We start from the raw sequence: 25769 nt of genomic DNA on the forward strand, positions 1-25769 counted from the left end.
TTAGCCTTTGGTGCGCTTGAGCAGGGCGGAAATGGCCGGTGCGTAGAAGTTTTCCATGGCGCCGCAGAACAGAATGATCAAGCCCTGGATGAAAATGAAGGTTTCCGTCGGGATATTCGGTTTTTCCAGCGACAGGTCGAAGCCACCCTGGATCAGCGCGCCGAACAGCACGGCCGACAGGAAGATGCCGACTGGATGCTGGCGGCCCATCAGGGCGATGGCGATGCCGATGAAACCGGCGCCGCCGACGAAGTTCAGCGACAGATAATGCGTCGAACCCATGATGGAATTGACGGAACCCAAGCCCGCCAGCGCGCCCGAGATCAGCATGACGATGATGATCATCTTGCTGATCGACACACCCGCATAGTGGGCCGCATGCTTGTTCAGGCCCGTGGCGCGCAGCTTGAAGCCCCACGACGAGCGCCAGACCATCACGCCGTAGATGACCAGCGCGGCGATTGCTAGCAGGAAACTGATGTTCAGCGGCGTGTCGCCCAGCGACGGGAACCAGGTGGAGAGGCGCGGCATTTCGCCACTTTCCGCAAACACGCGGCTGGCCGTGTTCTGCTCGCCTGGCGGAATCAGATACTTCACGATAATGAAGTTCATCAGGCTGGCTGCGATGAAGTTGAACATGATGGTGGTCACCACGATGTGGCTGCCGCGCTTGGCTTGCAGGTAACCGGGCAGGAAGCCCCATAATGCGCCGAACAGGGCCGCACCGATCATGGCGGCCGGTATCAAGAGCCAGGCGGGCAGGGTCTGGTCGAAGGCCAGCATGGCCACCGTCAAGCCCAGGCCGCCGATATACATCTGGCCTTCGGAACCGATATTGAACAGGCCGGCCTGCATTGCCACGGACACGGACAGGCCCGTGAAAATGAAGGTGCTGGCGTAGAACAGGGTGTAGCTCAAGCCTTCCGGATTGAGGATGGCGCTGTGGACGAGGATGGACAGCGATTCGGCCGGGTCTTCGCCCAGCATATAAATCACCAGGGCTGCGACCAGCAAGGCCGACAGCAGGTTTAACATGGGCATGACAAAGGCTGTCGCCCAGCGTGGCAAGTCGTTATTCATGATTTATGCATTCCCCCCATCAACAGACCGATGCGGGTGGTATCGAATTCTTCAATTTTCAGTTCGCCGGTGATGCGTCCGCCGCACATGACGAGGATGCGGTCGGCCAGCGCCCGCACTTCTTCCAGTTCGACGGACACCAGCAGGATCGCCACGCCTGCGTCGCGCAGGGCCAGCAATTGCGTATGGATGCTTTCGATGGTACCGATGTCGACGCCGCGCGTGGGCTGGCCCACCAGCATCAGTTTCGGCTTGGCCAGCACTTCGCGCGCGATCACCACCTTTTGCTGGTTGCCGCCCGACAGCAAGCCGATGCGCAGGTCCGGATTGGCCGGACGTACATCGAAAGTCTTCAGCAGTTCCGCGCAGCGCGCGCCGATGGCCTTGAAGTTGAACAGGCCCCAGCGGTTTTTCAGGTGGTCCTGGTAACCGAGGATGGTGTTTTGCATGACGGAGAAATTCTTTACCACGCCGTCGCGCAAGCGGTCTTCCGGAATGTGGGCGATGCCCAGGTCGCGGAAGGCCAGCGGCAAGCCGTCGGCATCGTGGCGCTTGGCAAACGGCAAGTCCTTGTCGAGAAAACGCAGCTTGCCCGACGTCGGCAAACGCATGCCGGACAGAATTTCCAGCAACTCGCTCTGGCCATTGCCAGAGACCCCCGCGATGGCGACGATTTCGCCGGCGCGCAAGTTGAAGCCTATGTCGGCCAGCAATTTGACTTGCTGATCGTCGGCCAGTTGCAGACCGTCCACTTCCAGCACCGTGGCGCCCGGATTGTACGGTGCACGGGGCAAGTGGCTCTGGATGGGGCGGCCCACCATCATGTTGGCCAGTTCCTCTTTCGAGGTGCCGGCGGTCGCCACGGCGCCCACCACCGTGCCGCCGCGCATGACGGTGACGTTGTCGGTGATTTCCAGGATCTCTTGCAGCTTGTGCGTGATCAGGATGATGGTCTTGCCCTGCTCCTTGAACAGGCGCAGGATTTCAAACAGCGACGCCGTTTCCTGGGCCGTCAGCACAGCCGTCGGCTCGTCGAGGATCAGGATATTGGCGCTGCGGTAAATCTGCTTGAGGATTTCCACGCGCTGCTGCGCGCCAACGGACAAGTCTTCGATCTTCGCCAGCGGGTCGACGTCGAGGCGGTAGCGCGCGCAGATCTCGCGCAATTTCGCTTCCGCTTCCGTGCGGTGGCTGGCCAGGCGAAAACCGCCTTCCGTGCCCAGCATGATATTGTCGAGGACGGTGAAGTTCTCGACCAGCATGAAGTGCTGGTGCACCATGCCGATGCCGAGGTTGATCGCTTCCTGGCTGTTGCGGATAGGCTGTACTTTCCCGTCTAGCAGGATTTCCCCGCCGTCGGCACGGTAATACCCGTACAGGATGCTCATCAAGGTCGATTTGCCGGCGCCATTTTCCCCCACCAGGCCATGGATACTGCCCTTGGCGATGGAGAAGCTGACGTCGGCGTTCGCCTTCACATGTCCAAAATGCTTGGAAATGCTGCGAAATTCTACTGCTGGCTGCATAGGTTCATAACTGGATAGTTTCATGGAAACGCGCCGCGCGGAGACTGGCCCCGGCGGCGCGCTAAAAGATACGGAGAAAAATTAAACCGGGCAGCTGCTGCCGACGCGGTAATCGATCACTTTGATCTTGCCATCGATAATGTCCTTACGCGCACCCAACACGCGCTTTTCGATTTCCGGCGTAATCAGCTTGCGGTTGTTTGCGTCGAGCGCCCAATCCACGCCGCCTTCTTTCAAGCCTTTATAGCTGACGCCGCCCTTCCAGGTGCCGTTCTTGACTTGCATGAAGCTGTCGTAGACCGTGTTGTCGACGCGCTTGACCATCGAGGTCAGGATGCTGCCGGGATATAGATGATTCTGGTTCGAATCGACGCCGATGGCCAGCTTGCCTTTTTCCTTGGCCATTTGCAGGGTGCCCATGCCGCTGCCGCCAGCGACGGCGAAGACGACATCGACGCCGCGCTCGAATTGCGAGCGGGCCAGTTCGCCGCCCTTGGCCGGGTCATTCCAGGCGCCGGACGTGGTGCCGACCATGTTTTGCGTGATTTCCATCTTCGGATTGACGGCCTTCGCGCCTTGCGCGTAGCCGCAGGCGAAGTTGCGGATCAGGGGAATATCGATGCCGCCGATGAAGCCGACTTTCTTGCTCTTGCTGGCCATGGCCGCCGCCACGCCCACCAGGTAGGAGCCTTCTTCTTCCTTGAAGACAACGGAATTGACGTTGCTGCCGGCGGCCTGGCCATCGATCAGCACGAATTTTACGTTCGGAAATTCCTTGGCGACCTTTTGCACGGCTTGCGTTTGCGCAAAGCCGATGGCGGCGATCATGTCGAGTTTCTTGCGGGCCAGGCCACGCATGACTTGCTCGGCTTGCGTATCGCTCGATGCCTGCACTTCGATGAAGGAAATGCCCGTGTCTTTTTTGAAGCGCGATGCGCCTTCGAAAGCGGATTGGTTGAACGACTTGTCGAACTTGCCGCCCGCGTCATACACGACACCCAGTTTTGGGGTAGCCGCGGACGCTTGAGCAGTCAGAAATACGGCTGCGATCGTCAAACTAAATTGTGTAAGTTTCATGAATTGGCTCCTGGAAGATCGATATTGTATATTTTTTATAGGTGAAACATATAATTTGGGGCCGATTTAGCCTGTTTTTGATGCACGAGGTGATAATTCCTTATCAACATTGCACTGTATTGCACAAGATCATTGCTGACCTCGTCTGCTTTCATGTCGTCAGTGTGATGCTCATGCAACAGTCGCGCCCCGTCTCTTTTATAGGTACAACATCGAATGGGGCTGCCGGAGCGGGCTGGGATGCGCCGTCAGATGACGGGCAGGGCAAGCACGAGACCGGCGCCGCGATGGGCGTCCGAATCACTATGCATCATGCCAGATATGTATGACAAATACGTTTTTGTTTATGTATTTATATGCACTGCGTATAAATAGGTTTTAAGAACGCATAACAAAACCGTAGCGAGCGGCAGTGAGTTGTGGTCGAGAAGCGGAGCTGTGCGAATGCACAGTGAGCATCGGAGGCCGCAAATCGCGACGCGCAGTAGGTTTTGTTCGCGTTCTCAGGCAGCCGGGGGATTCAGGATATTCAGGAAGGCCCGCACGACGGGAGCGTCGTCGAGTGTCGTGTAGCTGATGTACAGATTCGCTGAGGGCGGATTCGTCTTGATCGGCAGAAACACGACGCCGGGCCAGCCGATGCGGCTTGTCGTTTCCGGCACCAGGGTCACGCCCAGGCCCGCGCCCACCATGGCCAGCAGGGTTTGCGGTTCGCTCGCTTCCTGGAAAATCACGGGTTCGAAACCGGCGTTGATGCAGCATTGCACCAGGTAGCGGGGAAACGCGGATTTGTCGAGGTTCAGGGTCAGCATCGGCTCTTCGGCGATGTCGATCAGTTCGATGGACGTGTTTTTCGCCAGCGGATGGTGTTCATTGACGGCCACGCAGACGTTTTCGCGGAAGCACAGTTCCTGGCGCAGATTATCGTGACGCAAGTCGTCGTCGTTGAGCTTGGGTTCGCGCCAGAAGCCCACGTCGATCTGCTTGGCGCGCAAGGCTTCGTATTGCACCGTGGGACCGAATTCATGGATGGTCCAGGTGACGCGGGGAAATTTGGTCTGGAATTCTTCCAGCAAGCTGGGGATAGGGCCCCACATGGCCGAGCCGACGATACCCACGCGCAAGCGGCCCACTTCGCCGCGGTCGATCTGGCGGATGGTGTCGATGGTCATGCGCATCTTGGCCAGCAGGTCTGCTGCTTCGTTCATCAGCGCCTTGCCCGCCACGGTCAGCTCGAAGGTGCGCGTGGTGCGCGCAAACAGGCGTACGCCCAGTTCGCTTTCCAGTTTCATGATCTGCTGGCTCAGGGGCGGCTGCGAGATATGCAGGCGCTCGGCGGCGCGGCTGAAGCTTTTCTCCTCGGCAACGGCAAGAAAATACTTTAACTGTTTCAGATCGATGGACATGCTTTCCTTGCGTTGCGTGTTGCTAGGCGATGGAACGGCGCGCAGACCCGTGAAGGTGCGCGCGCTTTCTTTACAGCAGTCCTATTATCGTGCCACGACCGCCTGCATGGCAATGGCCAGTGCCGTGCCGACTTGCGCATTGTGCTTGACGAGGGCGATATTCGTCGCCAGGCTGCGGCCATCCGTCAGCTGCTTGATGCGCGAGAGCAGGAAAGGCGTGACCTGCTTGCCTTTCACACCGCCCGCGTCCGCTTCCTGCAGCGCTTGCGCGGTGATGGCATCGATCTCTTCCTTGGGCATCGCTTGCGCGGCCGGCACGGGGTTGCTGACGACCACGCCGCCTTTCAAGCCCAGCTGCCACTTGGTGCCGATGAACGCGGCTTGTTCGGCGGCCGTATCGAGGCGGAAATCGGCTTTGAAGCCGCTTTCGCGCGTGAAGAAGGCAGGAAAACCTTCCTGGCCCACGCTGATGACGGGCACGCCGTGCGTTTCCAGGTATTCCAGGGTCAGGCCGATGTCGAGGATGGATTTGACGCCCGCGCAGACGACGGCCACCGACGTTTGCGCCAGTTCCTGCAAGTCGGCGGAAATATCGAAGCTCGTTTCCGCGCCGCGGTGCACGCCGCCGATGCCGCCAGTGACGAACACGGAAATTCCTGCCAGTTCCGCGCAGATCATGGTGGCTGCCACGGTGGTGGCGCCCAGCTTGCCTTGCGACAGGACGAACGGCAAGTCGCGGCGGCTGACCTTCATGGCGTCGGGCGAGGTGCCCAGCAATTCCAGCTGTTCGGGGGACAGGCCCACGCAGATCTTGCCGCCGATGATGGCGATGGTGGCCGGCACGGCGCCGCCGTCACGGATGATCTGTTCCACTTCGCGCGCCATTTCTACGTTTTGCGGATACGGCATGCCGTGCGAAATGATGGTCGATTCCAGCGCCACGATGGCCTTGCCGGCGGCGCGCGCGTCGAGCACTTCTTGCGAGAACAAGAGGAAATTCTGTAATTGGGTCATGTCAGTCCTGTTGAAAGAGGGTAGGGGGAGGCGGCGCCAGGTCGGCGTCGTCAATGTTGTCGAGTGCGCCAGCGGAAATCTGGGGCGAGACGGTGGCCGCCGATTCCAGGGTCATGGCGGCCAGCTTCAGGCCGCGCCGGCATGCCAGTTTCAAATCGTTGCTGTCGTGGTACAGCGACCAGCAGACGGCGGCGGAAAACGCGTCGCCGGCGCCCGTCACGTCGACGGCGTCCACTTCGCGCGCGGCCAGGTGGACGATAGGCGCGTCCAGGCTGTCGCCATCCGTGAAATACACGCCTTCGCTGCCGCAGGTGACGATCACCTGGCGCGCGCCCTGGCGCTGCACTTCGCGGCAGGCGGCGCGCAGCTCGGTTGCTGTGGGCAAGGCCCGCGCCACGCGCGTTTCCAGTTCACCACGGTTGAGTATCAGCAAATGCAAGCCCGACAGGTCTTGCGGCAAGTGCGCCATCTTCGGCTGCGAGACGGCGACGATGACGAGCGGCGTCGCATGGGCCGCGTCCTGGCGGGCATCGGCCAGCAGTGCCTGCACGCTGTCGTGGCCCAGGTTCAGGTCGCAAACGGTGAGGGCGGCGGCGGCGCGCTGCGGCTGGCGGCTATGCAAAAAGGCGGGGGTCAGCTGTTCGTACAGTTGCATGTTGGCCATCGCCAGCAGCATTTCGCCATGTTCGTCGAGCACGGCCGTGTAGGTGCCGCTGCTGGTATTGCTTAGATGCAAGCTGCCGCGCATGTCGATGCCCGCGTCTTCCGCGTGCGTCTGCAGGGCGTGGCCGGCCGCATCGTCGCCCAGCGCCGTCAGCAGGGCGACGGGGATCGACAAGCGGGCCAGGTTTTCCGCGATGTTGCGGCCCACGCCGCCAAACACTTCTTCCGAACGCACGGGATTCGAGGTGCCCATCTGCAGGGTCGCCAAGGTGCGCATCTTGCGGTCGAGGTTGGCGGCGCCGATGCACAGCACGGGACGGCTGTCGGGCAGCACATAGGCGCGTCCCAGCAGGCGGCGCTCGCGGATCAATCCGGCGATGTGGCCGGCGACGGCCGAGCGCGACAAGCCCAGTTCGCTCGCCAGGTCTTGCTGCGAGATGAAGGGGTTGTTGCGGATCAGCGTGTACAACTGGTCTTTTTTATTGGTATCGGTCACAGGGTTTTCGCTGGGGTTTAAACATTTGTCTGAAACTGTAAACATTTGTCCGATCGGTGTCAAGCTCGTGTCAAGCGTGCATGAAAAACCTTCGTATGGAGCTTGTATGCATGCATTTTCCAGGGATGGCAGGCTGGGGCTAGCCTCGACTATAATGTCGGCCATTTATATTTGAATTGTATAAATGGGCAAGAAAAATGGTATTTGCCATACATATTCCGTTTGATGCATAGTGGCGGCAAATAGTGGCAATACGCATTTCGATATACCCCAGTAACACCATACATACCCGATACCTGGGCGCGATATTTTGCCTATACCGTCGCGCATGCAGCAACCCATCATCAATAGTCAATCAGAGGATAACCATGTCGAACAACACCCCTTTCCACGCCGCCGAAATCATCCGTGCCCGCGCTCCTGAAAATTTCAAGCCGCGCGTGGCGATGATCCTCGGCTCCGGCCTGGGTGTGTTGGCCGAGCAGATGACGGACGCCGTCAGCATCAGCTTTGACGAATTGCCGGGCTTCCCGATCAGCACCGTGCACGGCCATGCCGGCGAACTGGTGATCGGCACCCTGTCGGGCGTCGCCGTCGTCTGCATGAAGGGCCGTGGCCACTTCTACGAAGGCTATGGCATGGGCGTGATGACGAGCGCCATCCGCACCCTGAAACTGCTGGGCTGTGAAATGCTGTTCGTCACCAACGCGGCCGGTTCCCTGCGCCCTGAAGTGGACGCCGGCAGCCTGGTGGCCATCAGCGACCACATCAACCTGTTGCCAGGCACGCCGATGGTCGGCCCGAACGACGACCGCTTCGGCCCGCGCTTCTTCAGCATGGCCAACGCCTACGATGCGGACCTGCGCAATCTGGTCAAGGACACGGCCGCTTCGAACGGCATCACCCTGCACGAAGGCGTGTTCGTCGCCTACCCTGGCCCGAACTTCGAGACGGCCGCCGAAATCCGCATGATGGCCCGCCTGGGCGCCGACACGGTCGGCATGTCCGTGGTGCCGGAAGTGGTGTCGGCCCGTCATTGCGACCTGAAAGTGGTGGGCGTATCGGTGATTACCAACCTGGCCGAAGGCATGTCGCCATTCGCCCTGTCGCACGAACAGACCCTGAAATACGCGGCCATCGGCGCGAAAGACCTGGTCAAGCTGATCCTGGCTTTCCTGGCCACCGTGGCCACCAAACCGCAAGCCTAAGCACTTTTTTACGCAGTAGCGGCGCGCCGGCCACCGGCGCTGCCGCGCGGCAGGCCGGGAAAATCCGGCCTACACTGTTTGCATCATCTTCGCATCACTCCATAAAGCGAGCCTTATCATGTCACGCGCATTTATCCTCCTGCTTGATTCCTTCGGCCTTGGCGCGACGCCAGACGCCGCCAAGTATGGCGACGCAGGTGCCAATACCTTTGGCCACATTGCCAGCACTGTCGCCAAAAGCGGCAAGACCTTGAAACTCCCGAACATGGAACGCCTGGGACTGGGCGCCGCGGCGCACCTGGCCAGCGGCGAATGGGCCACGGGCTTCGACCGGCGCGACGGTTTCACCGGCGCCTACGGCGCGGCGCGCGAGCGCTCCACCGGCAAGGACACGCAGAGCGGCCACTGGGAAATCGCCGGCGTGCCCGTCGAATTCGACTGGGGATATTTTCCCCGCACCACGCCATCGTTCCCGGCCGACCTGACCGACAAGCTCAAAGCCCTGTCCGGCGTGCCGGGCTTCCTCGGCGACTGCCATGCCTCGGGCACGGACATCATCAACAAGCATGGCGACGAGCACGTCGCCACCGGCAAGCTGATTATCTATACGTCGGGCGACTCGGTGATGCAGATCGCCGCGCACGAAGAATCGTTCGGCCTCGAGCGCCTGTACGAAGTGTGCGAAATGGCCTTCAAACTGGTCGAGCCGTACAACATCGGCCGCGTCATCGCCCGTCCGTTCACGGGCAGCAATGGCAACTACACGCGCACCTCCAACCGCCACGACTACGCCGTCGCGCCACCCGCGCCGACGCTGCTCGACCACGTCAAGAATGCGGGCGGCGAAGTCGTCGGCCTGGGCAAGATCAGCGACATTTTCGCTACCCAGGGCATCTCCAGAGTCGTCAAGGGCGTCGACAACATGGCGCTGTTCGAAGCGCTGTTGAAGACGGCCGATGAGGTGCAGGACAAGTCGCTCACCTTCGTGAACTTCGTCGATTTCGACCAGGCGTTCGGCCACCGCCGCAACGTCGAGGGCTATGCCGACGCGCTGCGCGAAATGGATGCGCGCCTGCCGGAATTCATGGCCAAGCTCAAGGAAGGCGACCTGGTCGTGATCACCGCCGACCATGGCTGCGACCCTACCTGGCACGGCTCCGACCACACCCGCGAACACATACCGATGATCTTCTTCGGCCCCGGCGTCGCCCCGCGCGCACTGGGCATTTCCGAGACCTTCTCCGATATTGGCCAAACCCTCGCCAAACACCTTGGCGTACCACCACTTGCTAATGGAACCAGCTTGTTATGACACTCATGCATCCCGAATTCAAGCGTAACGAGGCCGTTGGCCTCGACCTGGGCTGGATCAATCAGATCCGCGTCAACCGCGCCGCGACAGACCGCCGCGCGGCCAGCCTGGCAAACCGCCGTACCGTGAAAAAGGAATACCAGGCCGCCTGGCTGGTGAAAGCCATCCAGATGATCGACCTGACCACCCTGGGCGGCGACGATACGCCGGGCAGAGTCGAACGCCTGTGCATGAAGGCCATGCGCCCGCTGCGCGCCGACCTGATGGAGGCACTGGGCCTGACTGACTTGAGCACCGGCGCCGTGTGCGTGTACCACGAGATGATCCAGCCGGCCGTGAAAGTCATCCAGGGCCGCTTGCCCATCGCCGCCGTATCGACGGGTTTCCCGGCCGGCCTGACAAGCATGGAAACGAAGCTGCGCGAGATCGAGCTGTCGGTCGCCGCGGGCGCATCCGAGATCGATATCGTCATCACACGCCAGCACGTCCTGAACGGCAACTGGCAAGTGCTGTACGACGAAATGCTCGCTTACCGCAAGGCGTGCGGCGAAGCGCACGTGAAGGCGATTCTCGCCACGGGCGACTTGCTGACCATGGAAAACGTGGCCAAGGCCTCGTGGGTCTGCATGATGGCCGGTGCCGATTTCATCAAGACTTCCACCGGTAAAGAGGGCGTGAACGCCACCATTCCCGTGGCCCTGACGATGGTGCGCACGATCCGCGAATACCACGAGCAGACGGGCTTCCAGGTGGGCTTCAAGCCGGCCGGCGGCGTCAGCTCGGCCAAGAGCGCGCTGCAATACCTGACCCTGATGAAGGAAGAGCTGGGCAACGAATGGCTGCAGCCGCACCTGTTCCGCATCGGCGCTTCCAGCCTGCTGACCGACATCGAGCGCCAGCTCGAGCACTACGTCACTGGCAGCTACTCGGCCAATCATCGTCACGCACAACCTTAAAGAACAATCGTCATGCCAACAATTAACGAGATTCTCAATACTATGGACTACGGCCCTGCTCCCGAAAGTCAAAAAGAAGCGCAGGCGTGGCTCGATGGCCACCAGCGCACATTCGGTTTGTTCATCGACAATGCCTGGAGCGCGCCGGCGGAACTGTTCGCCTCGACCAATCCTGCCGACGGCACGCAGCTGGCCGAACTGACGCAAGCGACCGACGCGGACGTCGAACGGGCCGTCGACGCGGCACGCCGCGCGCTGCCCGTCTGGCAGGGCATGGGCGGTCACGGCCGCGCGAAAGTCATGTACGCGCTGGCCCGTTTGCTGCAAAAGCACTCGCGCCTGTTCGCCGTGCTGGAAACCCTGGACAACGGCAAGACCATACGCGAAACGCGCGATATCGACCTGCCGCTGGCCGCGCGCCATTTCTACCATCACGCCGGCTGGGCGCAGCTGCAGTCGGAAGAATTCGCCGACTACCGCGCCGTAGGTGTGGTGGGCCAGATCGTGCCGTGGAATTTCCCCCTGCTGATGTTGTCGTGGAAAATCGCTCCGGCCCTGGCGGCCGGTAACACGGTCGTCTTCAAGCCGGCGGAATTCACGTCGCTGACGGCCATGCTGTTCGCCGAATTGTGCGTGCAGGCAGGCGTGCCGGCTGGCGTCGTCAACATCGTCACCGGCGACGGCCGCGTGGGCTCGGCCATCGTCAACCATCCTGGCGTCGACAAGATCGCGTTTACGGGTTCGACCGAAGTGGGCCGTTTGATCCGTGAAGCGACGGCCGGCAGCGGCAAGAAGCTGTCGCTGGAGCTGGGTGGCAAGTCGCCATTCATCGTCTTCGAAGACGCGGACCTCGATGGCGCCGTGGAAGGCCTGGTCGATTCGATCTGGTTCAACCAGGGCCAAGTGTGCTGCGCCGGTTCGCGCCTGCTGGTGCAGGAATCGGTCCAGGAACGCTTCCTGAACAAGGTACGCGCCCGCATGGAAAACCTGCGCCTCGGCTCGCCGCTGGACAAATCGATGGACGTGGGCGCGCTGGTCGACCCCGTGCAGCGCCAGCGCATCGCCGCGCTGGTCGATTCGGCCCGCGCCGAAGGCTGCGACGTGTGGCAACCGGCGTGCGAACTGCCGGCTGACGGTTCGTGGTTCCCGCCGACCCTGATCACGGGCGCGTCGACCTCGGCCGCCGTGGCGCAGGCTGAAATCTTCGGCCCCGTGCTGGTGGCCATGAGCTTCCGCACGCCGCCCGAAGCGGTGCAGCTGGCGAACAACACGGTGTACGGCCTGGCCGCCAGCGTGTGGACGGAGTCGATCAGCCTGGCCCTCGATATCGCTCCCGCCATCAAGGCTGGCGTGGTGTGGATCAACAGCGCCAACCAGTTCGACGCGGCGTGCGGCTTCGGCGGCTACCGCGAATCGGGCTTCGGCCGTGAAGGCGGCCGCGAAGGCATGCTGGAATACATGACGGCCCTGGCCGAAGATGCGCGTCCGGCCCTGCCGGTGGTGGAAGCGAAAGCGAAGGGCAATGTAAAGCCGGCGGCAGCCGATCCGTTCGCCATCGACCGCACGGCCAAGATGTACATCGGCGGCAAGCAGGCACGCCCCGACAGCGCCTACAGCACGCCCGTATTCGGCGCAAACGGCGCCCTGCTGGCTGAAGTGGGCGTGGGCAGCCGCAAGGATATCCGCAACGCCGTCGAAGCGGCCCATAAAGCGTCCGGCTGGACCAGCGCCACGGCGCACAACCGCGCGCAAGTGCTGTACTACATCGCCGAAAACCTGGCTGCGCGCGCCGACGAATTCGCCGCCCGCATCGCCGCCATGACGGGCAGTAAAAATCCCGAGAAGGAAGTGCAGGCCTCGATCGAACGCCTGTTCTACTACGCCGCCTGGGCCGACAAGTACGACGGCCTGGCGCACCAGCCGCCAACCAAGGGCATCACCGTGGCGCTGAACGAAGCGGTCGGCGTGATCGGCATCGTCTGCCCGAACGAAGCGCCTTTGCTCGGCTTCATCTCGCTCGTGGCGCCAGCCATCGCGCTGGGCAACCGCGTGGTGGTGGTGCCGTCGGAAGCGCATCCGCTCTCCGCGCTGGACCTGTACCAGGTCTTCGACACGTCCGACTTGCCGGGCGGGGTCGTCAACATCATCAGCGGCAACGCCGATGAACTGGCGCGCACCCTGGCCACGCACGCCGACATCGACGCCGTCTGGCGCCATGACGGATCCGCTGACGGTTGCGCTGAAGTCGAGCGCCTGTCGGCCGGCACCCTGAAGCGCACCTGGGTCGGCGGCGCCAAGGGCCGCGACTGGTACAGCGCCGCGCAAAGCGGCGGCCGTGCCGTGCTGGCGCATGCGTCGCAGGTGAAAAACGTGTGGATTCCTTACGGCGTCTAAGTTTGTAAAGCAGGATAGTGGGGCCGGTTCTTCCGCGCAGCGATGCGCCGGGGCGCCGGCCCCAAGTTGCTTTCGCCAGCAAGGCGTGTAGGTCGGCTTAGCCCGCAGGGCGTAATCCGACAAGGCCGCTGGATCGACATCAGCATTTGAATAGGACATCGGGAGCTATCATGTTTCTAACTCAGGAAATCATTCGCAAGAAGCGCGACAAGGGCGTATTGAGCGCCGAGGAAATCCAGTTTTTCGTGCGTGGCATCACTGACGGCAGCGTCAGCGAAGGGCAGATCGCGGCGCTGGGCATGGCTGTCTATTTCAACGACATGAACATGGACGAGCGCGTGGCGTTCACCCTGGCCATGCGCGATTCCGGCCAGGTGCTGGACTGGCGCTCGCTGAACCTGCCTGGCCCCATCGTCGACAAGCATTCGACGGGCGGCGTGGGCGATGTGGTCTCGCTGCTGCTGGGCCCCATGGTTGCCGCATGCGGCGGCTACGTGCCGATGATCTCGGGCCGCGGCCTGGGCCACACGGGCGGCACGCTCGACAAGTTCGACGCCATTCCAGGCTATTGCACGGTGCCGGACAATGCACTGTTCCGCAAGGTGGTGCAGGATACCGGCGTGGCCATCATCGGCCAGACGGCGCAGCTGGCGCCGGCCGACAAACGCTTCTACAGCATCCGCGACGTCACCGCCACGGTGGAATCGGTGGCCATGATCACTGGCTCCATCCTGTCGAAGAAACTCTCGGCCGGGCTGGACGCGCTGGTGATGGACGTGAAAGTGGGTTCGGGCGCCTTCATGCCGACCTACGACAAGTCGGTGGAGCTGGCCGAAAGCATTGTCGCCGTCGGCAATGGCGCGGGCATGCAGACGTCGGCCATTCTGACGGACATGAACGAGTCGCTGGCGCCGTACGCGGGCAATGCGCTGGAAGTGCGCGGCGCCATGGATTACCTGACGGGCCGTTCGCGTCCCGCGCGCCTGCATGAAGTGACCCTGGCGCTGTGCGCCGAGATGCTGGTGCTGGGCGGCCTGGCCGCCACCGAAGAAGAAGCACGTGTGAAATTGATGGCGGCTCTCGATTCGGGTGAAGCGGCCGAGCGCTTCGCGCGCATGGTGTCGGCCTTGGGCGGCCCGGCCGATCTGGTCGAACATCCGGACAAGCACCTGGAACAGGCGCCGTTCATCGTGCCGGCACCGGCGCTGTCGGCCGGCTTTGCCAACGTGCGCGATTGCCGCGCCATCGGCCTGGCCGTCGTGGCCCTCGGTGGTGGCCGCCGCCGTCCGACGGACAGCATCGATTTCGCCGTCGGCCTGACGGACCTCGTGGGCCTGGGCGAGCCAGTGTCCGTGGGCCAGCCGCTGGCCATGGTGCACGCGCGCACGGCAGCGGCGGCGCAGCAAGCCGTCAGGGAAATCCAGGAAGCGTATGCCATCAGCGCAGTGGCGTTGACGGGCAATCCCGTGATTTACCGTACCATTCGTCCGTAAAGTAAATCTGGGGTCAGACCCCCGTCTGCGATGGTGCTGAGCTATGCGTTGGTGGTGTTGAGGGTCTGACCCCGGCCTGAATGATTTCAAAGGTATGACAGAAAAAATGAACAACCAAGAACTGATCGCCGAAGCCAATGCCGGCCGTGAACTGGCCTACGCGCCATACTCGCGCTTTAAAGTGGGCGCGGCGCTGCTGTGCAAGGATGGCCGCGTCTTCCGTGGCTGTAATGTGGAAAACGCCGCCTATGGCCTGTGCAACTGCGCCGAGCGCACGGCGTTTTTCAGCGCCATCGCGCATGGCTGCAAGCCGGGCGACTTCGCCAAGCTGGCCGTCACGGGCGATACGGCCGAACCGATCTCGCCATGCGGCGCCTGCCGCCAGGTGATCTTCGAGATGGGCGGCGCCGACTTGCCGGTGATCCTGACGAACCTGAAAAACGATGTCATGGAAGTGACGGCCGGCTGGCTGCTGCCGCACGGCTTCGGCAATTCCGACCTGGACATGAAGTAACAGGATCCGCTTGAACAAGACGATAGACATCCAGGCCGCCGTGGCGATTGCCGCGGCCGAAGCCATGGCAGCGAAGACGCAGGGCACGTTCGGCGTGGGTGGCGTGCTGCTCGACGGCGCCGGCAACGTGCTGCAATCGATGCACAACAACGTCGTGCGCCAGGGGCTGGTATTTGACCCCACGGCGCATGGCGAGCGCCAGCTGGTCGATTGGTATTTCGCCGAGCGGGCCAAGGGCGTGACCTTGCCGCCGCCGGGGGAACTGACCATCGTCACCTCGCTCGACCCGTGCTGCATGTGTACGGGGGCGATTCTGGCGGCCGGTTTCAACGTGGTGGTAGCCGCGCCGGACGTCAAGGCGGGCATCAATTACGATGGCAGCGCCATGTTCACGGCCTTGCCGGCGCCGCTGCAGGCGCAGGCGGGACGCAGCTTTTGCTATCCGGCCGTGCGCGGCGCCACCGAATACGCACGCGCGCCGTCCGGCGCCGCGCCCAAATCTTTTTTCATCGGCAAGAGCATCCACGAGGCGACGCAGGCACTGTGCTCGCTCGTGTTCGAGTCGACATCGGCGCAGGTGATGCGGCTGCTGAACGCGGGCGACGACGTGCATCTGCGCGATCCGGCCACCTTGCCGTCCGAGCATGCCGTGGTGCGCGCCTTGCGCCGCCGCTATCCTGACGCCCTGACTTACCGCTGCGAGCCGCATGCGCCCGATGCGGGTCTGGCGCCATTTCTGCAGGCGGCCATGGAGCAGGACGTGCACGATGGCGGACAGGGCGACGCTGCCGCCTTGCTCGACTCCTTCGGCAACCTGCTGCTGTGCATGCCGGGCAAGTTGAACCAGTCGGTCATCCGCACGCCGTTCATGGAATGCACGCGCCAGTACGCGCAGCTGCGCTTCGAGTTGATGGCAAGCGCCGATCCTGCGTTGCAGGAAGACATCAAAAGCTACTTGGGCCACCCCAAGCACGGCACCTTTGTGCTGGCCATCGGCCCGGACGACGGCGCCGCCAGTTTCATGACCCTGGGCGCCTACGGCTCCACCATGGAAGGGGCGCTGCCGGAGAATAATCCCGCGCAATTCCAGTACGTGCGCCCGGCCATGGGGGAGGACGCGCTGCTGGCGCTGTGCGAGTCGATGCCGCCGCTGTACCGCAAGCTGATACGCATCCGGCCGCGCCAGGTGGCGAGCGAGGACTTGATCAGCGCACTGGCCTAGGTGTCATCGTCCGGCAGGTTTTTCAGCAAGAAGTCGCGCACGTTTTCACCGGCGATGCGGCGGATCTGCGCTTCCGACAGGCCAGCGTCGAGCAGCGCCTGCGTCAAGCGCGGCAAGCCGGCCGCATCGATGGCCGTGGTGACGGCGCCGTCGAAGTCCGAGCCATAGGCCACGTGTTCGGCGCCGATCAGTTTGACCGTGTACTTGATGGCGCGCGCGATGGACGCCACGTCCTTGCCGCAGACGGCCGTATTCCAGAAGCCGATACCCACCAGGCCACCCTGGGCGGCGATGCGTTTCAACTGTGCGTCGCTGAGGTTGCGGCCGTTGGCGCAAGTGCCGCGCACGCCCGTGTGCGACACCATCACGGGGCGTTTCGCCATCGTCAACACGTCGTCGATGGTGGCCGGCGAGGCGTGCGCCAGGTCGACGATCATCTTGCGCTGCTCCATGGCGCGCAGCCATTGCTTGCCCAGCGGCGTCAGGCCGTCTTTCTTCAAACCATGCTGGGAGCCGGACAGTTCCGTATCGAAGAAATGCGTGGGCGCGGCCATGCGGTAGCCGGCCCGGTACAGGGTGTCCAGATTATCCAGCTTGCCTTCCAGCGCATGCGCGCCTTCCAGCGTCAGCCAGCCGGCCAGCAGGGCGGGGTCTTTTTCGCGCGCGGCGATGAAGCTGCGCAGCTGGGCGCGGCTGCCGATGACCCGGACCTTGCCATCGCTCTTGGCCGCTTGCTGGCGCAGCTCTCCGGCCTGGTAGGTGGCGCGCGCCAGCAGGCTGTTCCAGGTGGCGGGCGGCAAGCCTTGCGCCACCACGAGCGCCGTGATGTTGTCCGTGTCGCTGCCATTGCGTTCGATATTCATCTTGCGCGGCGTCTTGGTGACGACGGAAAACGCTTGCAGCGCCACGTTGGCGCGCTGCAGGCGGGGGAAGTCGACATGCCCGCGCTGGCTGTCGCGGTTCAGATTGCGTTGCCACAGCAGGCTGTCGGCGTGCAGATCGGCGATCCACAGGCTCTGGTGCAGGGTTACAGTGGCTGCCGATGGCGCCTTGCCGGACGGGGGATGGACGCGGTTGAGATGTTCGTCGACGAGGACGGGAGCGGACAGGAAACCGCCGATCAGCGCAAGGCTGGCGGCGGTGAGGGTGCTGATAATCATTGTTCTCCGTTTTACCATGGATCGTAGGTACCCAGGCTCCAGATATGGCCTTCCGGGTCGCGGCAGGTAAAGCCCCGTCCACCGTAATCTTCATCCTTGATGTCGAGCATGATCTCGGCGCCCGCTTCGCGCGCGCTGCGGTAGACGGCGTCGGCATCGCTGACGACCAGGTAGCAGCTTTGCGTGTTGGCGCCGCCGATGTCGCCGGGCAGTTTCATCAGGCGGCCATAGTCGCTGTCGATGGCCGGTGCCACCATGACCATGCCATTGCCAAAGCTCAGTTGCGCATGGGCGACGCCACCGTTGCCGTCAGGCACGATCAATTGTTTTTCAAAGCCGAGCGCCTTGCACAGCCATTCGATGGCGGCGGGCGCGTCGCGGTAGCGCAGGCAGGGAATGGTCGTCGCTGCTGTCGCTTTTGCTGTCGTGGTCATCAGAAAACTCCTATGGCTGTGGGGGAGTAGCTTCGATCATGGATCCTGCATGGCGTTCCACATCAAACCCATCCATCGGGATGGGCTTGACGCCCGTCAGTGCTGCGCCCATCCATAGTGCCATAGAACCATCATTGCACTCTTGCCACGACACAAATTTTTATTGCGGCGACTGCTGCGAGCCAGGCACTTTTTCGTCTGCGCCGGCATCGTCGCCGTTGCTTGCCCATTTCAGCAGCATGACGAGGGCAAACAGCATGATGGCCAGCGGCAAGATGGTGATCAGGAACGCCAGGCCCAGACAGCATACCAGCAACATGGGCCAGGGCATGGCGCGCAAGGCTGCCATGCCCTGGCGCGTGTAAGCGCACAGCTCGTTCCAGAAAGCGCTGAAGGAAGTGCTGCCCGGTGCCGAATTGATGTCTTTCATGCCGTTCTCCTGTCGTGTGGGTGCCGCTGCCGTATGCATGCTGGCAATGAATCCACTATAGGCAAAACCTTGCTGCCGAGCATCGCGTATGCGACGAATGGCAGGAATGGCGGAGCGAACGGCGACAAAACGGGACAAGCGGTTAGTCGAACACCTTGAGTTTCAGCTGGAAACTGAGCGCGCCATACAGGCGGTCCTTGTAGGACGGCACGATGGCGATATTCACGCCCACGCGCTGGTATTCATAGCTGATGGTGGGGACGAGGGCCGGGAACCAGCCGCCATCGCGCATCTTCGGATAACCGCTGAAGCCGCCAACGACGGCGCCGATGCGCAGCGGGCCCACCTTGATCGGCTGGTAGTACACGCCCAGGTAATTCGAGTAGGCGCGGTCGCTATTGTAGAAGCGGCCAGCTGTGACCGACGCGACCGTGGAAAAGCGGTATTCGGCGCCCAGGCCCGGATTGCTGTCGTTCAGGTTCTTGTCGCGCTGAAAGTGATATGAGTAAAAGCCCGCGTTGAGCCAGGTTTCGCTGAGCGGCTGGTTGTCGATCATGTTAAACACATCGGCGTGCGCGCCGCAGGCATATGCCAGCATCAGTGCGCCTAGGGACAATCGTTTCATGCGTGCTTCATCCTTATGATTTCGTACTCTGTGGGCCGGCCTGGTCTGGCGCTGCCGCGATCGTATCACCAAGTTGGCTGCGCTTCTAAGCAATATTGAAAGTGCAGAACAGGCGGCTGTTTGCCCGTCTGTTCAAAGCGTCATCGGGACGGCTAACGCGTTCTCCGGGCAGCGATAGGAGAATGATTCTCATTGTGCAACTGTGTTTGCATTATTGTTACAAAAGTTGTTGGTTTGCGACATATCAAAGTCAATGGATATGATATTCTGGCGTCAAGTTAATTTTCTTTTTGGAAATAAAATGTCAATCATGCCTAAATCATCATTCGTACTCGTTCTGTCGACCGTGTTTGCCGCCAGCGCCGCGCAAGCCGGTGTTGTCGATTTGGGCATCGGTGGCGCCAATTTATATTCCCTGAGCAACTTCAGCGCGTCCGGCAGCGATGTCGAAGGCGGCGTGCTGGTGGCCGGTAATTTGACGGCATCGAACTATTCCGTCAATGACAAGAACAAGGACGCCTACGTCACGCACGGTAATACCGGCTATGCGCTGGTCGTTGGCGGCAACCTGAACTACAGCTCCGGTTCTATCAAGAACGGCAATTACTTTGTGGGCGGCAGCACGACGACGAGCAGCGTGGGCCTGAACACGGCGACCAAGACGATGGCGTCGCCCGTATCGTTTGCATCGACCTCGGCCCAGCTGAAAAATACCTCGGCCTCGCTGGCGAACGTGGCATCCACGGGCAGCAGCTCCGTGGCCTACGGTGGCATGACCCTGAAGGGCGGCACGGGCGGCGTGCAAGTGTTCGACCTGACTTCCGCAGCCCTGGGCGGGGTGAACAACTTCAAGTTCAGCAATCTGCACACGAACGACACCCTGATCCTCAATATCAGCGGCACGAACGTGAACCTGTCCGGCGGCTACGGCGATTTCAGCAAATACAATGTGCTGTACAACTTCTATGAAGCGCAGACGATCACCTTGAACGGCGTGGGCTTGTACGGCAGCGTCCTGGCGCCGCTGGCGACCATGGCCGGTGGTAACGGCCAGATCAACGGCGACGTGGTCGTGGGTAACTGGGCTTCGAACATCCAGGTCAACGCCAGCCATTCTTTCAACGCCACCAACGTGGCCGGTTATGTCTCGGCCGTGCCGGAACCGGAAACCTATGCGATGCTGCTGGCAGGCCTGGGCCTGGTTGGCTTCATGGCGCGCCGCCGCAAGAGCAAGACGGCAGCGTAACGTTCGCGCTGTTCGGGAAACCGCCTTTCAAGGCGGTTTTTTTTCGCCTGCCGGCGGCATGGACACGGCCGCCAGCACCATGTGCGCGATCAGGATTTCCGCATCCTCGTAATCCTTGCGCGTGAGCTGCCTGCGTTCCAGCACCAGGGCCATCTGCGCCGAAAAATCCGCATACGATTGCGTCATGGCCCAGATGGCGAACATCAGGTGCGTGGCGTTGACGGGCGCGATCCTGCCGGCCGCGATCCACGCTTCAAAGACGGCGATATCCTTGCGCAGCAGGGGCACGACCCGGTCGCGTATCTGCGCGCCGTACAGCGGGGCGCCATTGATCACTTCCAGCGCATACACGCGCGAAGCCCATGGCTGTTCACGTGAAAAACGCAGCTTGGCGCCGATATACGCGCGCAGCACGTCGCGCGGTTCATCGTGTGCATTGGCCAGCATGTCCATGCGCGCCAGCCAGTCGTCGAGCACGTCGTCGAGCACGCGCTGGTACAGCAGCTGCTTGGACGGGAAGTAATACATGAGGTTCTGCTTCGACAGGCCGGCCCGCTCGGCGATGGTGGCGATCGATGCACCTTCATAGCCGCTTTCCGCGAACACGCGCACGGCTTGCTCGAGGATGTCCGCTTCCAGGCGGTCGCGGTTTTGCAGGCGCCGGCCGCCGGCATTTTTCACGAGAAGGGCAGGGGATTTGTCGCTGGCCATGGCGGTTTCTTTAGCGTGGGCGTATCGATTGCAGGAATGCCTGCAGCACGGGGGTATCGGTGTAGGCCACGTTGAAGCGGAACCACACCGTCTCGGGCGCGCGCAGCATGAAAAATTCGTTCGGCGACAGCAGGATGCCCGCCTTCAAGGCCATGTCGGCGATGACCTTGCCATTCCATTCCGGCGTCTGCACGTCGGGCCAGCCGGCGCTGACGAACATGCCGCCGCGCGGACGCGCCATGGGCGCCATGCCCGCCTGTGCCAGGCAGTCGATGCTGCGCTCGCGGGCCGCATCGAGCTGCGCCACCAGCCGTTCCACCATGCGCTTGTAGGGCCGCGCGGAGATGGCGTGGTAGACGGCACGCTCGTTGATTTCCGACGTCGTCAACCCCGCCAGCATCTTCACGCGCACCAGTTCCGCCACCAGCGACGGCGAGGCGCAAATCGACCCCACGCGCAGCACGGGCGACAGGGTCTTGGAAAAACTGCCCACGCGGATCACGCGGCGCAAGCCGTCCATGGCCGCCAGCGACGCTTCGCCGCGCGCCGCCAGTTCGCGGTAGATATCGTCTTCCACCAGCCAGAAATCGAATTGCTCGGCCAAGGCCAGCAGGCGGTGCGTCTGCGCCTGGCTGAGCGAGGTGCCCAGCGGATTTTGCAGCACCGTGTTGACGAACATCAGCTTGGGCTGCGTGCGCGCGGCTTCGCTGGCCAGCGCATCGAGGTCGAGACCCGCCTCGCCGCGCGCGATGCCCACGGGGATGCAGCCGTGGTGGCGGATCAGCGACTGCAGATTGCTGTAGCCGGGGTCTTCCACCAGCACCGTATCGCCCGGCTTGGTCAGGCTGCGCAGGATCAGATCGAAGGCATGCGTGGCGCCATGCGTCAACAAGACCTGGTCGGGCTCCACCTGGAACAGCTCTTCCGACAGGCTGCTGGCCAGGTGCTGGCGCAGCGAAGGAAAGCCCAGCGGGTGGCCATAGCCGCGCAGCCGGCTGGCGGGAATACGCATGGCCTGGCGCACGGCATCGAGCACGGTCGCCTCGCCATACATTTCGGGCGGCAGCCAGCCCGCACCCACGGGCAGGGCGTCGGACACGCCCGAATACAGATCGGGCGTGAGGGCGTCGATGGCGGTGGGGCTAGCGTGTACGGCCGCCTGCGGCGAGGCGGCGATATCGTGGCGCGCGACGAAATAGCCGGAACCGCGGCGCGACGACAGCAGGCCGAGGTTGACCAGGCGGTCGTACGATTCGACGACGGTAAACGTCGACACGCCATTGCAGCGGGCGAACTGGCGCACGGACGGCATGCGCGTGCCGATGCGCAGGGCGCGGCTGCCCACCATGACGCTGATGGCGATGACGATCTGCTCGACCAGGCCGCCCTTTTTCTGGCGGTCGATGTCCAGCACGGGCCAGCCGGTAGATTGCTCGGGGGCATCGTCTGTGCTGTCGCTGTGCTTCACGGTGGCTCCTTTCTGCTCAAGTAACCCCCAATAAATTCTTGTGATTTCTGACTTCCATAACCGGCGTTCTGCAGCGTTGCCTGCTGCTAGCAGTGCTTACACTGCGTCGCAACAGGCGCCTTGCATAGCATCCGGTTCTGTTTGTCATAAATTCACAATAATTTCCCGGAGATTACTTAACACAAAACTGTAGTGGTTTTCCGACCTGTACGGTTGGGATACTTTGCCGTTTGTGTATCTGTGCCATTGGGGATGGCCTGTCTATTATTACATCAGCTTTTTGCCAACTGGTAAATTATTTTACGCATCGTCAAAAACGATCCTGGCCCCGCGCCAGCCCATCCCAAGGAGAAGGTCATGAACGAAACAAGGCCGGAATCGATGTCGGCATTCTGGATGCCGTTTACGAATAACCGTGATTTCAAGGCCAACCCGCGCTTGCTCGTGTCGGCTGAAGGCATGTACTACAAGGACGTCGATGGCAACGCCATCCTCGATGGTACGGCCGGCCTGTGGTGCGTGCCTTGCGGCCATGCGCAGCCGAAAATCGTCGGCGCCATCCGCGAGATGGTGGGCCAGCTGGACTTCGCGCCCACCTTCCAGATGGGCCATCCGGCCGCCTTCGAGCTGGCGGAAAAACTGATGGATTACACGGGGCATAAATTTGGCCACGTCTTCTACACCAACTCCGGTTCCGAGGCCGTCGACACGGCCTTGAAGATCGCGCTGGCCTACCACAGGGCGCGCGGCGAGGGTGCACGCACCCGATTGATCGGCCGCGAACGCGGTTATCACGGCGTGGGCTTCGGCGGCATTTCCGTGGGCGGCATCGGCGGCAACCGCAAGACCTTCGGCCCCTTGCTGCCCGGCGTAGACCACCTGCCGCACACGCATAACCTGGACAAGAATGCCTACACGGTGGGCGAGCCCGAATACGGCACCCACCTGGCCGATGAACTGGAACGCATCGTCGCCCTGCATGACGCCTCGACGATCGCCGCCGTCATCGTCGAACCGGTGGCCGGCTCCACGGGCGTGCTGATCCCGCCGAAAGGCTATCTGAAACGCTTGCGCGAACTGTGCACCAAGCACGGCATCCTCTTGATTTTCGATGAAGTGATCACGGGCTTCGGCCGCATGACGACGCCGTTCGCGGCTGATTATTTCGACGTCGAGCCGGACCTGATGACGACGGCCAAGGGCCTGACCAACGGCATGGTGCCGATGGGCGCCGTGTTCAGCAAAAAGTATATCCACGACGCCTTCATGGATGCGCCAGCCGGCATCGAACTATTCCACGGCTACACGTATTCCGGCCACCCGCTGGCCTGCGCGGCCTCGCTGGCGACCCTGCAAGTGTTCGAGGAACAGGACATCCTCGGTCACGCTAAAGCGATGCAGGCGTATTGGAGCGACGCCGTGCATTCCCTGAAAGGCTTGCCGCACGTGATCGACTTGCGCAGCATCGGCCTGATCGCCGGCATCGAACTCGATCCCATCGCCGGCAAACCCGGCACGCGCGCCTTCAACGCATTCAAGCAGGCCTTCGCCGACGGCGTGCTGATACGCACGACGGGCGACATCATCGCCCTGTCGCCGCCGCTGGTGCTGGAAAAACAGCATGTCGACGAGTTGTTTGGCAAGCTGGCGACGGTACTCAAAAATCTCGATTGAACTGCAAACTCAAACAAAACCCGGGGTCAGACCCCCTCATCCATTAGCGTCGACTTTTGCGTTAGCGGCATTGAGGGTCTGACCCCAGCCTCTGCCCTTGGGGTTAAAAAGGAACACCATGAACGATCTCGACACGATTACCCACTACATCAACGGCGCCAAAGTCGACACCCAAAGTGGCCGCTATGGCGACGTCTACAACCCCGCCCTGGGCGAACCCGTGGCCAGGGTAGCGCTGGGCACCGTGGAAGACGTCGGCGCGGCAGTGCAGGCGGCGGCCGCCGCCTTTCCCTCGTGGTCGGCCACGCCGCCATTGACGCGTGCGCGTGTCCTGTTCCGCTATCTGCAGCTGTGCCAGCAGCATACGGACGAATTTGCCGCCATGCTCACGCGCGAGCATGGCAAGACCTTTGCCGATGCGCAGGGCGAGGTGGCGCGCGGCATCGAGATGGTGGAGTTTGCCGTCGGTATTCCGCAACTGCTGAAAGGCGAATTCACGGACCAGATTTCGCGCGGCATCGACGCCTGGTCCATGCGCCAGGCACTCGGCGTGGTGGCCGGCATCACGCCATTCAACTTCCCCGTGATGGTGCCGATGTGGATGTTCCCCGTCGCTATCGCCTGCGGCAATACCTTCGTCTTGAAACCGTCGGAGCGCGATCCGTCGGCGTCCCTGCTGCACGCGAAACTGCTGAAAGAGGCGGGCTTGCCCGATGGCGTCTTCAACGTGGTACAGGGAGATAAAGTGACGGTCGACGCCCTGCTTGATCATCCTGTCGTGCAGGCGATCAGCTTTGTCGGCTCCACGCCAATCGCCGAATACATCTATGCGCGCGGCAGTGCCAGCGGCAAGCGCGTACAAGCCTTGGGCGGCGCGAAGAATCACATGGTGGTGATGCCCGACGCGGACATGGACATGACGGTCGATGCGCTGATCGGTGCGGCCTACGGTTCGGCGGGCGAGCGCTGCATGGCCATCTCCGTCGTGGTGGCCGTGGGCGACGCGGGCGACAAATTGATCGATGCACTGGCAACGCGCACGGCCGCACTGAAAGTGCGCGACGGCATGGAAGATGGTGCGGAAATGGGACCGGTCGTGTCCCTGGCCGCCAAGCAGCGCATCGAAAAACTCATCGCCTCGGGTGTGGAGCAGGGTGCGACTCTGGTCGTTGATGGCCGCAACCATGTGGTGCCGGGCCGCGAGAATGGCTTCTTTGTCGGCGGCACTTTATTTGACCACGTGACGCGCGACATGAGCATCTACAAGGAAGAAATTTTCGGCCCCGTGCTGTGCGTGCTGCGCTGTCCTGACGTGGTGCACGCGGTGGAACTGATCAACGCCAACGAGTATGGCAACGGCGTGGCCATCTATACGCGCGATGGCGGCGTGGCGCGCGAATTCGTGCGCCAGATCCAGGTCGGCATGGTGGGCGTCAACATCCCCTTGCCCGTGCCGATGGCCTTCAACAGTTTTGGCGGCTGGAAGCGCAGCATGTTCGGCGACCACCACGCCTATGGTCCCGAAGGCGTGCGTTTCTACACGCGCCACAAGGCCGTGATGCAGCGCTGGCCGAACACGGCAAGCGCTGGTGTGGAATTTGCTTTTCCCCAGATGAAGTAAGGGTTTCAAATCACAAGCCGGCCGCACATAACAAGAGGA

Annotated in this window: 22 protein-coding genes; 10 read left to right on the forward strand and 12 right to left on the reverse strand. The window is 62.2% G+C overall.

Annotated features, from left to right (window positions below; translation table 11 throughout):
* From OPV09_RS06355 to OPV09_RS06380, 6 genes are all read right to left on the reverse strand, one after another.
* Nucleotides 1-1080: an ABC transporter permease gene (locus tag OPV09_RS06355; RefSeq protein WP_046685488.1), complete on the reverse strand. Its 1080-nt coding sequence runs from the start codon at nucleotides 1078-1080 to the stop codon at nucleotides 1-3.
* The gene (locus OPV09_RS06360) at nucleotides 1077-2606 is read right to left on the reverse strand and encodes an ABC transporter ATP-binding protein (RefSeq protein WP_034754520.1); all 1530 of its coding nucleotides are present in this window, start codon (nucleotides 2604-2606) and stop codon (nucleotides 1077-1079) included. The genes OPV09_RS06355 and OPV09_RS06360 overlap by 4 nt, the downstream gene beginning before the upstream one ends.
* An 81-nt stretch (nucleotides 2607-2687) precedes the next feature.
* Complete coding sequence (locus OPV09_RS06365) at nucleotides 2688-3683, reverse strand: BMP family lipoprotein (protein WP_034754523.1); 996 nt, start codon at nucleotides 3681-3683, stop codon at nucleotides 2688-2690.
* Nucleotides 3684-4186: 503 nt separating this feature from the next.
* Nucleotides 4187-5089 (reverse strand): LysR family transcriptional regulator, encoded by a 903-nt coding sequence (locus OPV09_RS06370; protein WP_034754538.1) that lies wholly within the window; start codon nucleotides 5087-5089, stop codon nucleotides 4187-4189.
* 84 nt (nucleotides 5090-5173) lie between these two features.
* On the reverse strand, nucleotides 5174-6103 hold the full coding sequence (locus OPV09_RS06375; RefSeq protein ID WP_092715816.1) for a pseudouridine-5'-phosphate glycosidase: 930 nt from the start codon (nucleotides 6101-6103) through the stop codon (nucleotides 5174-5176).
* Between the two features lies 1 nt (nucleotide 6104).
* The gene (locus OPV09_RS06380; RefSeq protein WP_338680904.1) at nucleotides 6105-7262 is read right to left on the reverse strand and encodes a carbohydrate kinase; all 1158 of its coding nucleotides are present in this window, start codon (nucleotides 7260-7262) and stop codon (nucleotides 6105-6107) included.
* Nucleotides 7263-7630: 368 nt separating this feature from the next.
* On the opposite strand from OPV09_RS06380, the gene xapA reads away from it, so the two are divergent.
* The 7 genes from xapA to OPV09_RS06415 all read left to right on the forward strand — a co-directional run bounded on the left by xapA (nucleotide 7631) and on the right by OPV09_RS06415 (nucleotide 16361).
* A complete protein-coding gene (gene xapA / locus OPV09_RS06385; RefSeq protein WP_128140502.1) occupies nucleotides 7631-8470 on the forward strand; it encodes a xanthosine phosphorylase in 840 nt (279 codons plus the stop codon).
* A gap of 118 nt (nucleotides 8471-8588) precedes the next feature.
* The gene (locus OPV09_RS06390; RefSeq protein WP_058050229.1) at nucleotides 8589-9782 is read left to right on the forward strand and encodes a phosphopentomutase; all 1194 of its coding nucleotides are present in this window, start codon (nucleotides 8589-8591) and stop codon (nucleotides 9780-9782) included.
* The gene (gene deoC, locus OPV09_RS06395) at nucleotides 9779-10738 is read left to right on the forward strand and encodes a deoxyribose-phosphate aldolase (RefSeq protein ID WP_034754550.1); all 960 of its coding nucleotides are present in this window, start codon (nucleotides 9779-9781) and stop codon (nucleotides 10736-10738) included. The genes OPV09_RS06390 and deoC overlap by 4 nt, the downstream gene beginning before the upstream one ends.
* Before the next feature lie 12 nt (nucleotides 10739-10750).
* Nucleotides 10751-13132 (forward strand): aldehyde dehydrogenase family protein, encoded by a 2382-nt coding sequence (locus OPV09_RS06400; protein ID WP_425324023.1) that lies wholly within the window; start codon nucleotides 10751-10753, stop codon nucleotides 13130-13132.
* Between the two features lie 170 nt (nucleotides 13133-13302).
* Nucleotides 13303-14625: a thymidine phosphorylase gene (deoA, locus tag OPV09_RS06405; RefSeq protein ID WP_338680905.1), complete on the forward strand. Its 1323-nt coding sequence runs from the start codon at nucleotides 13303-13305 to the stop codon at nucleotides 14623-14625.
* Nucleotides 14626-14731: 106 nt separating this feature from the next.
* Nucleotides 14732-15139: a cytidine deaminase gene (locus OPV09_RS06410; RefSeq protein ID WP_034754695.1), complete on the forward strand. Its 408-nt coding sequence runs from the start codon at nucleotides 14732-14734 to the stop codon at nucleotides 15137-15139.
* Nucleotides 15140-15143: 4 nt separating this feature from the next.
* Nucleotides 15144-16361 (forward strand): nucleoside deaminase, encoded by a 1218-nt coding sequence (locus OPV09_RS06415; protein WP_338682238.1) that lies wholly within the window; start codon nucleotides 15144-15146, stop codon nucleotides 16359-16361.
* Here the strand turns inward: OPV09_RS06415 and OPV09_RS06420 are convergent.
* From OPV09_RS06420 to OPV09_RS06435, 4 genes are all read right to left on the reverse strand, one after another.
* A complete protein-coding gene (locus tag OPV09_RS06420; protein WP_338680906.1) occupies nucleotides 16358-17521 on the reverse strand; it encodes a dipeptidase in 1164 nt (387 codons plus the stop codon). The two genes, OPV09_RS06415 and OPV09_RS06420, sit on opposite strands and share 4 nt — an antisense overlap.
* An 11-nt stretch (nucleotides 17522-17532) precedes the next feature.
* Nucleotides 17533-17955, reverse strand: coding sequence for a VOC family protein (locus OPV09_RS06425; protein WP_338680907.1), 423 nt, complete (start codon nucleotides 17953-17955; stop codon nucleotides 17533-17535).
* Between the two features lie 160 nt (nucleotides 17956-18115).
* Nucleotides 18116-18385 carry a hypothetical protein gene (locus tag OPV09_RS06430; RefSeq protein ID WP_034754563.1) on the reverse strand — a complete coding sequence of 90 codons (270 nt, stop codon included), beginning with the start codon at nucleotides 18383-18385 and terminating at the stop codon, nucleotides 18116-18118.
* Nucleotides 18386-18527: 142 nt separating this feature from the next.
* Complete coding sequence (locus OPV09_RS06435; protein WP_139090112.1) at nucleotides 18528-19010, reverse strand: hypothetical protein; 483 nt, start codon at nucleotides 19008-19010, stop codon at nucleotides 18528-18530.
* Nucleotides 19011-19320: 310 nt separating this feature from the next.
* On the opposite strand from OPV09_RS06435, the gene OPV09_RS06440 reads away from it, so the two are divergent.
* Nucleotides 19321-20256 (forward strand): FxDxF family PEP-CTERM protein, encoded by a 936-nt coding sequence (locus tag OPV09_RS06440; protein ID WP_338680908.1) that lies wholly within the window; start codon nucleotides 19321-19323, stop codon nucleotides 20254-20256.
* Nucleotides 20257-20283: 27 nt separating this feature from the next.
* Here the strand turns inward: OPV09_RS06440 and OPV09_RS06445 are convergent, their stop codons facing one another.
* Nucleotides 20284-20967 carry a TetR/AcrR family transcriptional regulator gene (locus OPV09_RS06445; protein WP_319992320.1) on the reverse strand — a complete coding sequence of 228 codons (684 nt, stop codon included), beginning with the start codon at nucleotides 20965-20967 and terminating at the stop codon, nucleotides 20284-20286.
* A 10-nt stretch (nucleotides 20968-20977) separates the two neighbouring features.
* Nucleotides 20978-22435, reverse strand: coding sequence for a PLP-dependent aminotransferase family protein (locus OPV09_RS06450; protein WP_338680909.1), 1458 nt, complete (start codon nucleotides 22433-22435; stop codon nucleotides 20978-20980).
* A 357-nt stretch (nucleotides 22436-22792) separates the two neighbouring features.
* Here OPV09_RS06450 and OPV09_RS06455 point away from each other — a divergent pair, with 357 nt between their 5' ends.
* A complete protein-coding gene (locus OPV09_RS06455) occupies nucleotides 22793-24109 on the forward strand; it encodes an aspartate aminotransferase family protein (RefSeq protein ID WP_176390514.1) in 1317 nt (438 codons plus the stop codon).
* Nucleotides 24110-24227: 118 nt separating this feature from the next.
* Nucleotides 24228-25730 (forward strand): CoA-acylating methylmalonate-semialdehyde dehydrogenase, encoded by a 1503-nt coding sequence (locus OPV09_RS06460; RefSeq protein WP_338680910.1) that lies wholly within the window; start codon nucleotides 24228-24230, stop codon nucleotides 25728-25730.
* Nucleotides 25731-25769 lie beyond the last annotated feature (39 nt).

Source organism: Janthinobacterium sp. TB1-E2 (assembly GCF_036885605.1).
GTDB classification, from domain to species: Bacteria; Pseudomonadota; Gammaproteobacteria; order Burkholderiales; family Burkholderiaceae_D; genus Janthinobacterium; species Janthinobacterium aestuarii.

What these genes read in the sequence shown, in the direction of transcription:
- OPV09_RS06355 (WP_046685488.1), bottom strand. Translation starts at nt 1,080, where the DNA reads ATGAATAACGACTTGCCACGCTGGGCGACAGCCTTTGTCATGCCCATG.
- OPV09_RS06360 (WP_034754520.1), bottom strand. Translation starts at nt 2,606, where the DNA reads ATGCAGCCAGCAGTAGAATTTCGCAGCATTTCCAAGCATTTTGGACAT.
- OPV09_RS06365 (WP_034754523.1), bottom strand. Translation starts at nt 3,683, where the DNA reads ATGAAACTTACACAATTTAGTTTGACGATCGCAGCCGTATTTCTGACT.
- OPV09_RS06370 (WP_034754538.1), bottom strand. Translation starts at nt 5,089, where the DNA reads ATGTCCATCGATCTGAAACAGTTAAAGTATTTTCTTGCCGTTGCCGAG.
- OPV09_RS06375 (WP_092715816.1), bottom strand. Translation starts at nt 6,103, where the DNA reads ATGACCCAATTACAGAATTTCCTCTTGTTCTCGCAAGAAGTGCTCGAC.
- xapA (WP_128140502.1), top strand. Translation starts at nt 7,631, where the DNA reads ATGTCGAACAACACCCCTTTCCACGCCGCCGAAATCATCCGTGCCCGC.
- OPV09_RS06390 (WP_058050229.1), top strand. Translation starts at nt 8,589, where the DNA reads ATGTCACGCGCATTTATCCTCCTGCTTGATTCCTTCGGCCTTGGCGCG.
- deoC (WP_034754550.1), top strand. Translation starts at nt 9,779, where the DNA reads ATGACACTCATGCATCCCGAATTCAAGCGTAACGAGGCCGTTGGCCTC.
- OPV09_RS06400 (WP_425324023.1), top strand. Translation starts at nt 10,751, where the DNA reads ATGCCAACAATTAACGAGATTCTCAATACTATGGACTACGGCCCTGCT.
- deoA (WP_338680905.1), top strand. Translation starts at nt 13,303, where the DNA reads ATGTTTCTAACTCAGGAAATCATTCGCAAGAAGCGCGACAAGGGCGTA.
- OPV09_RS06410 (WP_034754695.1), top strand. Translation starts at nt 14,732, where the DNA reads ATGAACAACCAAGAACTGATCGCCGAAGCCAATGCCGGCCGTGAACTG.
- OPV09_RS06420 (WP_338680906.1), bottom strand. Translation starts at nt 17,521, where the DNA reads ATGATTATCAGCACCCTCACCGCCGCCAGCCTTGCGCTGATCGGCGGT.
- OPV09_RS06425 (WP_338680907.1), bottom strand. Translation starts at nt 17,955, where the DNA reads ATGACCACGACAGCAAAAGCGACAGCAGCGACGACCATTCCCTGCCTG.
- OPV09_RS06430 (WP_034754563.1), bottom strand. Translation starts at nt 18,385, where the DNA reads ATGAAAGACATCAATTCGGCACCGGGCAGCACTTCCTTCAGCGCTTTC.
- OPV09_RS06435 (WP_139090112.1), bottom strand. Translation starts at nt 19,010, where the DNA reads ATGAAACGATTGTCCCTAGGCGCACTGATGCTGGCATATGCCTGCGGC.
- OPV09_RS06440 (WP_338680908.1), top strand. Translation starts at nt 19,321, where the DNA reads ATGCCTAAATCATCATTCGTACTCGTTCTGTCGACCGTGTTTGCCGCC.
- OPV09_RS06445 (WP_319992320.1), bottom strand. Translation starts at nt 20,967, where the DNA reads ATGGCCAGCGACAAATCCCCTGCCCTTCTCGTGAAAAATGCCGGCGGC.
- OPV09_RS06455 (WP_176390514.1), top strand. Translation starts at nt 22,793, where the DNA reads ATGAACGAAACAAGGCCGGAATCGATGTCGGCATTCTGGATGCCGTTT.
- OPV09_RS06460 (WP_338680910.1), top strand. Translation starts at nt 24,228, where the DNA reads ATGAACGATCTCGACACGATTACCCACTACATCAACGGCGCCAAAGTC.